Here is a 12,727-nt window from a genome sequence, read left to right as displayed (position 1 = left end):
TCAAGAGGGCTTCTCCTTGTCGAGGGCGGGAGGGGGTGCGGGGCGGGGTGGGCCGCCCGGCAGCGGGGAAGCGGAAGCCGGGCGGCCCGTGCCGTGGGGCGGTCAGCACTTCCTGGCTCCAACGTGCAGAGCCAGCGCGGTGTTCGACGCCACGGCGGCCGTGAACTGCCCCGAGCCGTTGACCTTGACGGTCCTGCCGCTCTGGACGTCGCAGTAGCTGCCAGCGGCGAGGGAGGTCCGGAAGGTGCGGTTGACGGTGTGGTCCTCGTGGTTGATCGCCACGTACGCCTTGTGGCCCCGGCCGAACGCGATGGCGTCGTTGCCGTTGTCCCACCAGTCGGTCATCCCCGTCCCCCGCGCGGTGTTGCGGAACTTGACCATGCTCCTGATCTCGGGCCAGGCGTGCTGGCACTTCCAGCCGTCGCTGTAGCAGGCCTTCACGTGGCCGCCGTCGGGTGAGCCGGCGTCGGCGTCGCTGAACTCGTAGCCGGAGTGCACGTCGGGCGAGCCGTAGGGCAGGGCGAGCATGAAGACGTGCGCGAGGGTGTAGTTGGCGCCGTTCTTGTAGCTGAGAGTCTGGCCGTGCCGCTCGGTGTCGTGGTTGGTGACGAAGACGGACGCCTTCGAGCCGGGCAGGTAGCCCCAGCCCTCGCCGTAGTTCTTGAGGTAGGCGAGCTTCTCGTCGTTGAAGACGCGCTTGAGGTCCCAGGCGTACCGGAATTCCTGCGCGTCGCCGACGCCGGTGTACTCACTCGGCGAGACCGCCTCGCCGGCGCCGTACAGCGTCTCCTGCTTCCAGTGGACGTCCGGCTCGGTCAGCCGCGACTTGATGTTCTTGAGGTCCTCGACGGGCATGTGCTTGGCCGCGTCGACGCGGAAACCGTCGACGCCGAGGGAGAGGAGGTCGTTGAGGTAGGCCGCGATCCTGCCGCGGACGTACTCCTCGCCGGTGTCGAGGTCGGCGAGACCGCCCAGTTCGCAGTTCTGGACGTTCCAGCGGTCCTGGTAGTTGCTGATCGGGGCCTGGCAGTTGTTCATGTCGGCCGCCGAGTACGTGCCCGGGTAGTCGTACTTGGTGAAGCGGGATCCCGCGGAGCCGGTGCCGGAGGCGTTCGTCATGTGGTTGATCACCGCGTCGGCGATGACCTTGACGCCAGCGGAATGGCAGGCCTCCACCATCCTGCGGAAGGCGGCCCGGTCACCGAGCCGGGTGCCGATCCGGTAGCTGACGGGCTGGTACGCGGCCCACCACGCCTCGCCCTGAATGCGCTCCTGGGGCGGCGACACCTGGACGGCACCGTACCCTGCGGGGCCGAGCTGCTCCGTGCACGCCTTGGCCACCGAGGCGAACTGCCACTCGAAGAGTACGGCGGTCACGTCCTTGCCGCCGGGCGGTGCGGCCTGCGCCTGCGGGGCTCCCGCGACGAGACTGCCGGCGGCTCCGGCGGCGAGGGCGAGGGCGGCGGCCAGCGGTCTGCGGACTCCGGTCTTACGACGTGCCATGAGGGCCTCCTGCGGGGGTGAGGGATGGCCTTGTCCGGCAACGCGCCGTGCCCGTAAGGCCGTTGAAGGATGTTGCAGCAACATTTCAACGCCGATATCGGTCGAGACCGTACGACCCCCTGGAACCGCGGTCAACCCTTCGGGCACAACTGGACGTCACACTGCGGTTCCCTCGATTTCATGCCCCGCAAGGTCTTTCGCAAGAGATTGCGACGATGTTACGTTCAACCACATCTCCGGTCCGGGCCGCCGGGGGCCCAGAGCAACGGGCCCCACGCGCCCGGCGGTTCGGACCGGGGCCCTGGAGCCGGCAGGCCCCGGAGCGCGGGCCCTCAGCGCGGCGCCTGCGCCGTGGAGCCCCGGACGACCAGCTCCGGCTGGAAGACGAACTCCGTGTGCTGTACGGGATTGCCCTGGATCTCCTCCAGAAGGGCACCCACCGCGGCGGTCGCCATCGCCTGCACCGGCTGACGCACCGTGGTCAGCGGCGGGTCCGTGAACGCGATCAGCGGCGAGTCGTCGAAGCCGACGACGGAGACGTCCCCCGGTACCGAGAGCCCCCGCTCACGCACCGCGCGGACGGCGCCCAGCGCCATCATGTCGCTGCCGCAGACCATCGCCGTGCACCCCTCGTCCAGCAGTGCGCTGGCCGCCGCGTGGCCGCCCTCGACCGTGAACAGGGTGCGCTGCACGAGCCGCTCGGCCTCCCCCTGTGCCGGGTCGAGGAACTCGTGCAGCGCCGCGGTGAACCCCTCCGCCTTGCGCCGGGAGGGGACGTACCGGGTCGGTCCGATGGCCAGACCGATCCGGTCGTGCCCCAGGTCGACCAGGTGGCGCACCGCCATCCGGGCCGCCGCGCGGTCGTCGGGAGAGACGAAGGACACCGGGATGTTCTCGTTGTAGCCGTTGATCAGCACGAACGGCGTGCCCCGGCCGACCAGTTCGAGGTAGCGGGTGGGATCCGCCGTGGTGTCAGCGTGCAGCCCGGAGAGGAAGACGATGCCGCTGACCCGGCGCTCCTCCAGCTGCTCGACCAGCTCGTCCTCGGTCGCGCCGCCCGGCATCTGGGTGCACAGCATGGGGGTGTAGCCGTGCCCGGCGAGCACCTGCTCGACGACCTGCGCGAAGGCGGGGAATATCGGGTTGCTGAGCTCGGGGACGATGAGCCCGACCAGGCCCGCGCTGTGCCGCTTCAGCCGCAGCGGGCGCTCGTAGCCCACGATGTCCAGGGCCGCGAGCACCCGCTGCCGCGTGCCCGTCGCCACCCCCGGCTTGCCGTTGAGCACCCGGCTCGCGGTGGCCTCGCTCACCCCGGCCTGGACGGCGATGTCCGCGAGGCGCGGAGCACCGCGGTCGGCCCAGTCCGGGGCGCGCGGCGGGGAGTTGGTCACACCGCCCACCAGACGGTGGTGTCGGCGGGCAGCTCGGCCTTGCCGTCCACGGCCTCCACGGCGGCGTTGGCGAGCAGGACCCGCCCGGGAGCCGGGATCCGCACCGCGGAACCCGTGGTGTTCGCGGTGCACACGAAACCGTCACGGCGGAAGGCGAGGACCCCCTCGGGAGCGTCGAGCCACTCCAGCGAGTCGCCCGCGCCGAGGCCCGGCTGTGTCCGCCGTACGCGCAGCGCGCGCCGGTACAGCTCCAGGGTCGAGTCGGGGTCGCCGGTCTGGGCCTGCACGCTCAGCTCGCCCCAGCCCGCGGGCTGCGGCAGCCAGCTGCCACCGGCGCCGAAGCCGTGGCTCGGCCCGTCGACGGTCCAGGGGATGGGCACCCGGCAGCCGTCGCGGAAGCCGTCCTGGCCGCTGGCCCGGATGAAGGAGGGGTCCTGGCGCACCTCGTCGGGCAGGTCGGTGACGTCGGGCAGGCCGAGCTCCTCGCCCTGGTAGATGTAGGCGGACCCGGGCAGCGCGAGCATCAGGAGTGTCGCGGCGCGGGCGCGGCGCAGGCCGAGTTCGCGGTCGCCGGCGGTACGCAGCTGGGTGCCGAGCCCCGGCGGGTTGGCGAAGCGCGTGGTGTGGCGGGTGACGTCGTGGTTGGAGAGCACCCAGGTGGCGGGGGCGCCGACGGGCCGCATGGCGGCCAGTGAGGCGTCGATGACCGCCCGCAGCTCGGCGGCGTCCCAGTACGTGCCCAGGTAGTGGAAGTTGAACGCCTGGTGCATCTCGTCGGGGCGCACGTAGGCGGCGGCGCGCTCGACGGTGGGCGTCCAGGCCTCCGCGACGAGGATGCGCCCGCCCGTCCCCTGGCCCCGGTCCTTCGGGGAGGAGGAGCCCGCAGGCCCGAGGTCGTTCGCCGCGTACTCGGCGAGTACGCCGCGCCAGCTCCGGTAGATGTCGTGCACGCCGTCCTGGTCGAAGAACGGCATGGTGTCGTTGCCGAGCAGCTTGAGCTGGTCGTGCGTGCCGATGTCGGGCAGGCCCTCGGCCTTGACCAGACCGTGGGCGACGTCGACGCGGAAGCCGTCCACGCCCATGTCGAGCCAGAACCGCAGGATCGAGCGGAACTCGTCGCGGACGGCCGGGTGCTCCCAGTTGAAGTCCGGCTGTTCGGGGGCGAAGAGGTGGAGGTACCACTCGCCGTCCTCGACCCGGGTCCAGGCGGGGCCGCCGAATATGGACTCCCAGTCGTTGGGCGGGAGTTCACCGTCCGCGCCCTTGCCGGGGCGGAAGTGGTAGCGCTCGCGCAGCGGTGAGCCCGGGCCCTCGCGCAGGGCGCGCCGGAACCAGTCGTGCCGGTCGGAGGAGTGGTTGGGCACCAGGTCCACGATGACGCGCAGGCCGAGCGCGTGGGCGTCGCGCAGCAGGGCGTCGGCGTCGTGCAGGTCACCGAACATCGGGTCGATCGCGCGGTAGTCGGCGACGTCGTATCCGGCGTCGGCCTGCGGCGAGGAGTAGAAGGGGCTGAGCCAGACGGCGTCGACGCCGAGGTCCCTGAGGTAGGGCAGCCGGGCGCGGATGCCCGCCAGGTCGCCCATGCCGTCGCCGTTGCCGTCGGCGAAGCTGCGCGGATAGACCTGGTAGATCACCGCGTCGCGCCACCAGTCCGGGTGGGTGCCGCGGGCGGGGGCTGTGGGGGCAGCGAGATGCTGGGTCATGTCTTCCCTGGGATCGAGGGATCGAGAGATCGATGGGCGGGGAGAACCGGTGGCCCGGACGGTCCGGTGGCCCGGAGGGTCCGGTGAGCCGCGAGGCGGGCGGTCAGGACTTCGTCGCGCCGGCGGTGAGTCCACCGACCAGGTGGCGCTGGACGAAGCCGAAGATCACCGCGGCGGGGACCGCGACGATGACCGCGGCGGCCGTCAGCGAGCCCCAGTCGCTGGTGTACTGGTTGACGAACGTCTGGAGGCCGCCGGCGAGGGTGAGGTTCTCCTCGCCGGTCATGAACGCGGACGCGTACGCGACCTCGGCCCAGCCGGTGATGAAGCTGTAGAAGCCGGTGACGGCGAGCCCCGGCTTGGCCAGCGGCACGATGAGCCGCCAGAACGTGCCGAACGGATTGAGGCCGTCCACCCGTCCCGCCTCGTCGATCTCCACCGGGATGGTGTCGAAGTACCCCTTCATCATCCAGGCGCAGAAGGGCACGGCGATCGTCAGGTAGGTGACGACGAGGCCGATGGGCTGGTTGAGCAGGCCGAGGTTGGCGAGGAGGTTGTAGAGCGGCACGATGAGCACCGCGACGGGGAACATCTGGGTGATCAGCAGCAGCCACATCAGCGGGCGCATGCCGGGGAACCGGAAGCGGCTGACGGCGTAGCCGGTGGTCGCGGAGATGAAGACGCCGATCACGGTGGTCAGCCCGACGACGAGCAGGGAGTTGGCGACCCAGCTCAAGAACTCGGTGTCGTTGATGACGTGGTCGTAGTTGCCGAGCGTGAAGTCCTTCACCAGGGCGGTGGAGAACGCCTCGCTCTCCGGCTTGAACGACGTGACGAGCAGCCACAGCGGGGGCAGCACCGCGATGGCCGAGGCGACGAGCAGCGTCAGGTGGAGCCCGACGGAGGCCAGCGGCCCGCGTTCGCCGCGCGGCCTGGTCCTCGGCTTCGGCGCGGTCCGGGTCTTGGTCTTGGTCGGTCGGTTCGTCATGGTCGTCACCAGACTTCTCCCTGCTTGCGGAGCGCGCGGCGGTAGACCACCGCGAAGAGCGAGAGGAGCAGCAGAATGATCACGCCCCAGGCCGCGGATCCCGCGAAGTCGCGGGGGCTCACGACGAACGAGAGCCGGTAGGCGTACGTCACCAGGATCTCGGTGGCGTCCCCCGGTCCGCCCCGGGTGAGCAGGAAGATCACCGGGAACATGTTGAAGGTCCAGATGCCGCTGATGAGGATCACCGTGCTGCTGACGGAGCGCAGGCCGGGCAGGGTGATGTGCCGGAAGCGCTGCCAGGCGTTCGCGCCGTCCATCTCGGCGGCCTCGTACAGCTCGCCGGGGATGGACTGGAGTCCGCCGAGCATGGCCACCAGCATGAACGGCACGCCGAGCCAGACGTTGACGGTGATGACCGAGATCTTGGCCCACGTGGGGTCGTTCAGCCACGGAATGGCGTCGATGCCGCCACCGGCCAGCAGCTTGTTCAGGATGCCGCTCTTCTCGTTGAAGATCAGCCGCCAGGTGAAGACGGAGACGAAGGCGGGCACCGCCCAGGGCAGGATCAGCGCCATCCGGTAGAAGGAGCGCCCCGCCAGCTTGCGGTTGAGCATGTTCGCCAGGGCCAGGCCGAGCGCGAAGGACAGCGCGACACAGGAGACGGTCCAGATGACGGTCCAGCTCAGCCGGTCCCAGAAGACGCCGTCGGAGAGGACGGTGGAGTAGTTGTCCAGGCCGACCGACTCGTACGTCGCCGGGATGTGGTTGACACCGATGGTGCGCTCGACGTTCGCCTCGTTGGCGTCGGTCGTGGACAGGTAGAGGCCGCGCACCAGCGGGTAGCCGATGATCACGCCGATCACGGCCACCACGGGGGCGACCATGGCCCAGGCGTACCAGTGAGTGGACAGCGCCCGGCGCAGACGCCCGGGGTTCTTGCCGGTCCGGTGGTTCTTGCCGGTCCGGTGGCCGCGGCCGCGGATGCTCGTGGCATCCGCGGCCCTCACCACCGACTGGCCGCTCTCGACAGCCATGGGGCGGTCAGCCCTCCTCATCTTCGGGATCTTTCCGCTGCTTACTTGTAGTCCTTGAGGAGCTTGCGGTAGGCGTCGCCGACGCCGTCCGCCGCGCCCTGCGGCGAGGCCTTGCCGCTGAGCACCTTCCCCATCTGCAGGCGGATCGGCTCGAAGAGGGAGTTGGCCTCGGGGATCCACGGCCGCTCGACGGACTTGTGAACTGTCCACGGACTTGTCGTCGGACGGAGGCTGAGCTGCTCGGTGGTCTGCTGCTGCACCTTGGCCGAGCTCATGTACTTGATGAACTCGTAGCTCGCGTCGAGGTTGCCGGAGCCCGCGTAGGCCGCGAGGTTCCAGCCGCCCTGCGGGGCGGCCTGCCGGTCGCTGCCGCCGGGGACGGGGGCGACGCCGAGGTTGGCCTTGTCCCCCTTGAACTCCTTGCCCTTCAAGGCGCCCTCGATGGACCACGGCCCGTCGATCGCCATGGCCACTTCGCCGTCCTTGAAGGCGTTCAGCTGGTTGTTGTAGCCGTCGCTCGCGTCGGTGGTCGCGGCGCCGGAGTCGACGAGGTCCTTCATGACCTTGAACGCGGCGGCGCCCTCGGGCTCGTCGACCGTGACCTTCTTGTTCTTGGTGTCGAGGAGGTCGCCGCCCTCTCCGTAGAGGTACGGGAGGTAGAAGTACGGGTCGTCGCCGCGGAGGTAGAGACCGGTCTTGCCGGTCTTCGACTTGATCTTCTTCGCGGCGGACTTCACCTCGTCGAAGGTGGTGGGCACCTCGACGCCGGCCTTCTTGAGCATCTTCTTGTTGTAGAAGAGCGCCAGGGTGTCGATGGTCTGCGGCACCGCGTAGGTCTTGCCCTTGAACTTGGTGCTGGCCGCCGCCTGCGGCAGGTAGTCGTCGGCCTTGTCCAGCGCGGCGGTGCCCTCCAGCGGGGCGAGGTAGCCGAGGTTGGCGAAGTCGGCGACCCAGGCGACCTCGGTACGCATCACGTCGGGAGCCCCGGAGTTGCCGCCGGCGGCGTTCTTGAACTTGGCGTTGGCCTCGCCGAACGCGACGCTCACGTAGTCGACCTTGACGTCGGGGTGGAGCTTCTCGAAGCCCTTGGCGAGCTTCTCGTAGGTCCCCTTCTCGGCGTCGTTCGAGGTGTCCCAGAAAGTGACGGTGCCGGAGAGCTTGCCCGAGCTCTTCTTGCCGCTGTCACCGTCGTCACCACCGCACGCTGCCGCCGTCAAGGTCAGGGCCGCGACCAGCGCGGTGGCCCCTATGCCACGCCGCATGAGAACTCCTTCGACTGAACCCGAGAACGAGGGGAGGCGGGACCTCGGGGAGAGGTGCCTCCGGTGAGCCGCACTGGACGCGGCGCCGGGTTGCCAGGGAACGTAACAGGATTGAAAAGCCGCCGAAAGACCTTGCGAGAAATTTCTGCAAGCGCTGTTCATCGTTACCGCTGCGTGTCCTTACGGTTGCCATAGCTGCGCTTGACACCGCTCTGAAGTGGCCTCTTACCCCCGATGCCCCTCTCGGGCCGCTGCAAGTCCCTTGCAGGGCTGGAAGCCTTCCGCAAGTCCGTGCAGCTGGTGGGCAATCAGGTGGATGGCAGGTACAGTCCAGTCCATGACCGCACGGCTCGTCGACATCGCAGCGCAGGCGGGGGTCAGCGAAGCCACCGTGAGCCGTGTCCTCAACGGCAAGCCCGGTGTCGCCGCGGCCACCCGGGAATCCGTCCTCGCGGCGCTCGACGTGCTCGGTTTCGACCGTCCCGCACGGCTGCGGCAGCGCAGCAGCGCCGGTCTGATCGGCCTGATCACGCCCGAGCTGGACAATCCGATCTTCCCCGCGCTCGCCCAGGTCATCGCCCAGGCCCTGACCCGCCAGGGCTTCACCCCCGTGCTCGCCACCCAGACCCCCGGTGGCTCCACCGAGGATGAGCTGACCGAGATGCTGGTGGACCGGGGCGTCTCCGGCATCATCTTCGTCTCCGGACTGCACGCCGACACCACCGCCGACATGGAGCGCTACGAGGTGCTTCGCGGCAAGGGCGTGCCCTACGTCCTGGTCAACGGCTTCTCGCCCAAGGTGCGGGCCCCCTTCGTCTCCACCGACGACCGGGCCGCGGCGCGGCTGGCCGTCACGCACCTGACCTCGCTCGGCCACACCCGGATCGGCCTCGCGGTGGGCCCCCGGCGGTTCGTGCCCGTACTGCGCAAGATCGAGGGCTTCCAGCTCGGGATGCGCGAGCGCCTAGGCATGTCGGCCGACGACTCCGCCGCGCTCATCGAGCACTCCCTGTACACCCTGGAGGGCGGCCAGGCCGCGGCGGCCACGCTGATCGGCCGGGGCTGCACCGCGATCGTGTGCGCCAGCGACATGATGGCGCTCGGCGCCGTCCGCGCCGCCCGCGAGCGGGGCCTTGAGGTCCCTCGCGACCTCTCCGTCGTCGGCTACGACGACTCGCCGCTGATCGCGTTCACCGATCCCCCGCTGACCACCGTCCGCCAGCCCGTCCAGGCGATGGGCCAGGCCGCGGTCCGCACGCTCCTGGAGGAGATCGGCGGCACGCCCGCCCCGCACAGCGAGTTCGTCTTCCTGCCGGAACTGGTCGTACGCGACTCGACCGCCTCCGGGCGGCTGGAGGACCGCAGGACCGCCTAGTCCTGAAACTAGTCCTGAAACCCCTTGCAAACGTGTCGGTGGTTTGTTCGACTCGGTCCCGCGCCGCCGGATCCGCACTCGACTCCGGTGCTCCGCACGCACTTGACCCGCTGTCCGGTACAACGGCCGGGGCGGCAGTGAAGCCTAGGTCACGCGGCCGGGTCCGGCTGCGCCGAGCAGCAGGCGGATCGCCGAGCAGCAAGGGAGAACGCATGGCAGCGCAGAACGACGTGCTCACGGGCCGGCCGTTGTACGGGTGCATGGGGCTCGGCGGCACGTGGGACGACGAGCCGTACGCCGCCGCGGACATCGCTCACGCGGAGGCCGCCGTCGAGGCGGCGCTCGACATCGGCGTCACGGAGTTCGACCACGCCGACATCTACCGGCGCGGCAAGGCCGAGGCGGTCTTCGGCGAGGTGCTCGCCAGGGCGCCCGGGCTGCGGGAGCGCATCGTCCTGCAGACCAAGTGCGGCATCCGGCAGGCCGACGGCGCTCTTCCCGGCATGTACGACCTGCGGGGCAAGAGCATCGTGCGGCGCGTCGAGGAGAGCCTCACCCGGCTCCGCACCGACGTGCTCGACGTACTGCTCCTGCACCGCCCGGATCCGCTGACCGGCCCGGAGGAGATCGCCGAGGCGCTCACCTCCCTGCACGCCCAGGGCCTGGTGCGGCGCTTCGGCGTGTCCAACATGAGCGCGGCACAGATCGAGCTGCTGCGCTCCCATCTCGATGTGCCCCTGGTCGCCGACCAGTTGGAGATGAGTCTGGCCCGCCGGGACTGGGTGGAGTCCGGTGTCCTCGTGAACACCGAGGCCGCGACCGGCAACGGCTTCCCGCACGGGACGGTCGAGTACTGCCACGCCCACGGGATCCGGCTCCAGGCGTGGGGCGCCCTGGCCCAGGGCCGCTACACCGGCGGCCAGGACACGCCCACCGCCCGCCTCGTCACCGCCCTCGCCGAGTGCAAGGGCACGACACCGGAGACGATCCTGCTGTGGTGGCTCCAGCGCCATCCGGCCCGTATCGCCCCAGTCATCGGGACCGGCAGGCCCGAGCGCATCCGTGCCTGCCGCGACGCCGTGCGCCGTGCGCCCGGCCTCACCCACGAGGAGTGGTACGACCTGTGGGTCACCGCCCGTGGCGGCCCGCTGCCCTGACCGGCCGCCGACCCCGCCCGCAGCGGGCCGGCGCACGGTTCAAGCAGGCCCCGGCTGCTGGTCGGGCAGGCCGCGGATGCCTTTGCCGCGAGTGGCCGTCACCGCGGCGACGGCCACCAGGGCGGGGAAGACCAGCATGGCCGGTGCCGGGTCGAAACGGGCCAGGAGGGCACCGGCCAGGGCGGGGGCGAGCGCGGCGGCGGAGCCCGCGGCGAGCAGTACGCCACTGACGACGCGGCCTTGCAGGTGGTCCGGTGTGACGGCGGCCTGGTGGGCGAAGAGCGCCGCGTTCGCCGTGGGCCCGAGGAACACGGCGGCGGCCAGCGGTATGGCGGCGAGCACACTGCCCGCAAGGAGCGTGCTCACCGCCATCAGCGCGGCGGTCGTCCAGCACAGCAGCCTCATCAGGACGGGCAGCCGCAACCGCCGTTGCAGGGCAGGGGCCACGAGGGCGCCGAGGAAGCCGCCCAGCGCGAAGATCGTTCCGGCGAGACCCACCAGCGCCGGGGGGACGCCCGCGTCGAGCAGGGCGAGCGTCATCGCGAAGATCATGCCGGTAAAGGCCATGTTCAGCGGCGCGGCGATCACCAGCAGGGCGCGCAGGAAGGGATGGCCGAGGAGGAAGCGCAGGCCCTGCGCCGCCGAGACGGCGACGGGCGGGGCGGCCTCCCGCCGGACCTCCTGGAGAGGCCGCCGGATGCAGGCGACGGCCACGAGGGAGAGCAGGTGGCTCAGCGCGTTGCCGAGGAAGGGCAGGGCGCGAGCGAACCCGAACAGCAGGCCGCCCAACGGCGGGCCGGTCAGCGAGACGGCGTACGCGCGCGCCTCGTTGCGGGCGACGGCCGCGGTGAGCTGGTCGGGGCGGACCAGCTTGCGCACCGATGCGTGCTCGGCGGTGCTGAAGACGGCCGTGGCGGCGGCACCGGCGATCACCACCGCGACGATCACCGGCAGGCTCGCGGCGCCCGTCGCCACTGCCCAGCCGAGCAGTGCGTACCCGGTGAGGCGGAGCACATCGCAGGTGATCATCAGGCGGCGCCGGTCGAGGCGGTCGGCGAGGACACCGGCCGGCAGCCGGCACACCAGGGTGGTGACGAGCCCGGCGGTTCCGACGAGCCCGGCCTGTGCCGGGGACCCGGTCTGCTGGAGCACCAGCAGCGGCAGCGCCAGCTCCACCATGGCGCCGCCGAGGTCGGACAGGCACTGCCCGGTCCACAGCAGGTTGAAGTCGCGGTTGCGCCACAGCCCCGGCGAACGGTCGGCGTCCGTCGTCTCGGCGGTGCCTTCGCCGGCGAACGGCCGGCTCACACCGGGCCCCCGGCGCTCCGCGCGTCTCGGGCCTCCGGGTTGCCGGGGGTGGCTGCCGTCCCGCTCGGGTCCTCGACCGGGATGACGAGCATTTTCGTGACGGATCCGTCGTCGGCGACGACGTCCCGGACGTGGCGGAAGCCCAGGCGGCGGCAGAGGGCGAGGCTGGCGGTGTTCTCGGCGCCGACCATGCCGTACGCCTCGCTGAGCCCGAGGTTGTCGGCGGCGTGCCGGAGCAGGCCGCGTACGGCCTCGCCGCCCAGTCCGTGCCCCCAGTACGCGGGGCCGAGCGCGGTGACGAGTTCGTGGCCGTCGACGTTGCCGGTGGGCTTCACCTCGGCGTGCCCGACGTAGTCGCCCGCCAGCCACAGGCCCCACACGTCGAACCGGTGCTGCGGGTAGACCTCGGTGAGGATGGCGCGGAACACCTCACGGAGCTGCGGTTCGGGCACGAGGTCCTGGCCCATCCAGCGGCACACCTCCGCGTTCCGCAGCAGCGCGACGAAGTGGTCCTCGTGTTCGGATCGGTACGGGATGAAGTCCAGGCGTTCGGTGCGCAGGACAGGGGTCATGGCGGGCTCCTCGGGAGTGTTGCCGTGTCGTGGTGGGCCGAGGACGGTGGGGCGTCGTAACGGCGACGCGTGGGGGGCGCCGGGCCGGCGCGGATGCGGCCGGCCCGGCGTGTGGGTGCGGCGGGCCGGTCAGGCCCGGGTGTTCTCCATGCGCTCGCGCAGGCTCCTGGGCCGCATGTCGGTCCAGACCTCGTCGACGTAGGCGGAGCACTCGGCCTCGGTGCCCTCCTTGCCGACGGGCTGCCAGCCCGCGGGCACCTCGATGTCGGCGGGCCAGAGCGAGTACTGCTCCTCGTCGTTGCGCAGCACCTGGTAGCGGGTGTTCTCGTCCATGTCGCCTTCTTTCGTCATCCGGTTCGGGTGGGCAGTGGGCAGTGGGTGGTTAGGGGGCGGTGGGCGGTCGGGGCGCGGGGTGCGCGAGGGCCGTGCCGGGC

At 70.9% G+C, this 12,727-nt stretch carries 10 protein-coding genes and 1 pseudogene; 2 read left to right on the top strand and 9 right to left on the bottom strand.

The features are described 5' to 3' along the window. Positions 1-105: 105 nt before the first annotated feature. The 6 genes and pseudogenes from KKZ08_RS36350 to KKZ08_RS36325 form a co-directional block, all read right to left on the bottom strand. Positions 106-1,503 (bottom strand): annotated as a pseudogene (locus KKZ08_RS36350) (alpha-amylase family protein); the annotation flags it as partial. Positions 1,504-1,835: 332 nt separating this feature from the next. After that, positions 1,836-2,903 carry a LacI family DNA-binding transcriptional regulator gene (locus KKZ08_RS36345; protein ID WP_223778488.1) on the bottom strand — a complete coding sequence of 356 codons (1,068 nt, stop codon included), beginning with the start codon at positions 2,901-2,903 and terminating at the stop codon, positions 1,836-1,838. Then, positions 2,891-4,597 (bottom strand): glycoside hydrolase family 13 protein, encoded by a 1,707-nt coding sequence (locus tag KKZ08_RS36340; RefSeq protein ID WP_223778487.1) that lies wholly within the window; start codon positions 4,595-4,597, stop codon positions 2,891-2,893. The genes KKZ08_RS36345 and KKZ08_RS36340 overlap by 13 nt, the downstream gene beginning before the upstream one ends. 103 nt (positions 4,598-4,700) lie before the next feature. After that, entirely contained in the window at positions 4,701-5,585 is an 885-nt protein-coding gene (locus KKZ08_RS36335; protein WP_223778486.1) for a carbohydrate ABC transporter permease, read from the bottom strand. A gap of 5 nt (positions 5,586-5,590) precedes the next feature. Continuing rightward, complete coding sequence (locus KKZ08_RS36330; protein ID WP_223778485.1) at positions 5,591-6,619, bottom strand: sugar ABC transporter permease; 1,029 nt, start codon at positions 6,617-6,619, stop codon at positions 5,591-5,593. 41 nt (positions 6,620-6,660) lie between these two features. Then, a complete protein-coding gene (locus KKZ08_RS36325; RefSeq protein ID WP_223778484.1) occupies positions 6,661-7,881 on the bottom strand; it encodes an extracellular solute-binding protein in 1,221 nt (406 codons plus the stop codon). A gap of 337 nt (positions 7,882-8,218) precedes the next feature. On the opposite strand from KKZ08_RS36325, the gene KKZ08_RS36320 reads away from it, so the two are divergent. Together KKZ08_RS36320 and KKZ08_RS36315 are read left to right on the top strand one after the other, a co-directional pair. After that, a complete protein-coding gene (locus KKZ08_RS36320; RefSeq protein WP_223778483.1) occupies positions 8,219-9,256 on the top strand; it encodes a LacI family DNA-binding transcriptional regulator in 1,038 nt (345 codons plus the stop codon). Between the two features lie 212 nt (positions 9,257-9,468). Beyond that, positions 9,469-10,413 carry an aldo/keto reductase gene (locus tag KKZ08_RS36315; protein ID WP_223778482.1) on the top strand — a complete coding sequence of 315 codons (945 nt, stop codon included), beginning with the start codon at positions 9,469-9,471 and terminating at the stop codon, positions 10,411-10,413. Between the two features lie 39 nt (positions 10,414-10,452). On the opposite strand, the gene KKZ08_RS36310 is transcribed toward KKZ08_RS36315, so the two are convergent. The 3 genes from KKZ08_RS36310 to KKZ08_RS36300 form a co-directional block, all read right to left on the bottom strand. Then, complete coding sequence (locus tag KKZ08_RS36310) at positions 10,453-11,721, bottom strand: MFS transporter (RefSeq protein ID WP_223778481.1); 1,269 nt, start codon at positions 11,719-11,721, stop codon at positions 10,453-10,455. Further along, entirely contained in the window at positions 11,718-12,293 is a 576-nt protein-coding gene (locus KKZ08_RS36305; RefSeq protein ID WP_223778480.1) for a GNAT family N-acetyltransferase, read from the bottom strand. The genes KKZ08_RS36310 and KKZ08_RS36305 overlap by 4 nt, the downstream gene beginning before the upstream one ends. Positions 12,294-12,422: 129 nt before the next feature. Further along, the gene (locus KKZ08_RS36300; RefSeq protein WP_223778479.1) at positions 12,423-12,626 is read right to left on the bottom strand and encodes an MbtH family NRPS accessory protein; all 204 of its coding nucleotides are present in this window, start codon (positions 12,624-12,626) and stop codon (positions 12,423-12,425) included. Between the last annotated feature and the right edge of the window lie 101 nt (positions 12,627-12,727).

Source organism: Streptomyces sp. 135, assembly GCF_020026305.1.
Lineage (GTDB): Bacteria > Actinomycetota > Actinomycetes > Streptomycetales > Streptomycetaceae > Streptomyces.
This window is presented reverse-complemented; position numbering and strand designations above follow the sequence as displayed.

Bases quoted from the DNA above. Each gene is read 5' to 3' on its own strand.
- KKZ08_RS36340 (WP_223778487.1), bottom strand. From the start codon at position 4,597: ATGACCCAGCATCTCGCTGCCCCCACAGCCCCCGCCCGCGGCACCCAC.
- KKZ08_RS36335 (WP_223778486.1), bottom strand. From the start codon at position 5,585: ATGACGAACCGACCGACCAAGACCAAGACCCGGACCGCGCCGAAGCCG.
- KKZ08_RS36330 (WP_223778485.1), bottom strand. From the start codon at position 6,619: ATGGCTGTCGAGAGCGGCCAGTCGGTGGTGAGGGCCGCGGATGCCACG.
- KKZ08_RS36325 (WP_223778484.1), bottom strand. From the start codon at position 7,881: ATGCGGCGTGGCATAGGGGCCACCGCGCTGGTCGCGGCCCTGACCTTG.
- KKZ08_RS36320 (WP_223778483.1), top strand. From the start codon at position 8,219: ATGACCGCACGGCTCGTCGACATCGCAGCGCAGGCGGGGGTCAGCGAA.
- KKZ08_RS36315 (WP_223778482.1), top strand. From the start codon at position 9,469: ATGGCAGCGCAGAACGACGTGCTCACGGGCCGGCCGTTGTACGGGTGC.
- KKZ08_RS36305 (WP_223778480.1), bottom strand. From the start codon at position 12,293: ATGACCCCTGTCCTGCGCACCGAACGCCTGGACTTCATCCCGTACCGA.
- KKZ08_RS36300 (WP_223778479.1), bottom strand. From the start codon at position 12,626: ATGGACGAGAACACCCGCTACCAGGTGCTGCGCAACGACGAGGAGCAG.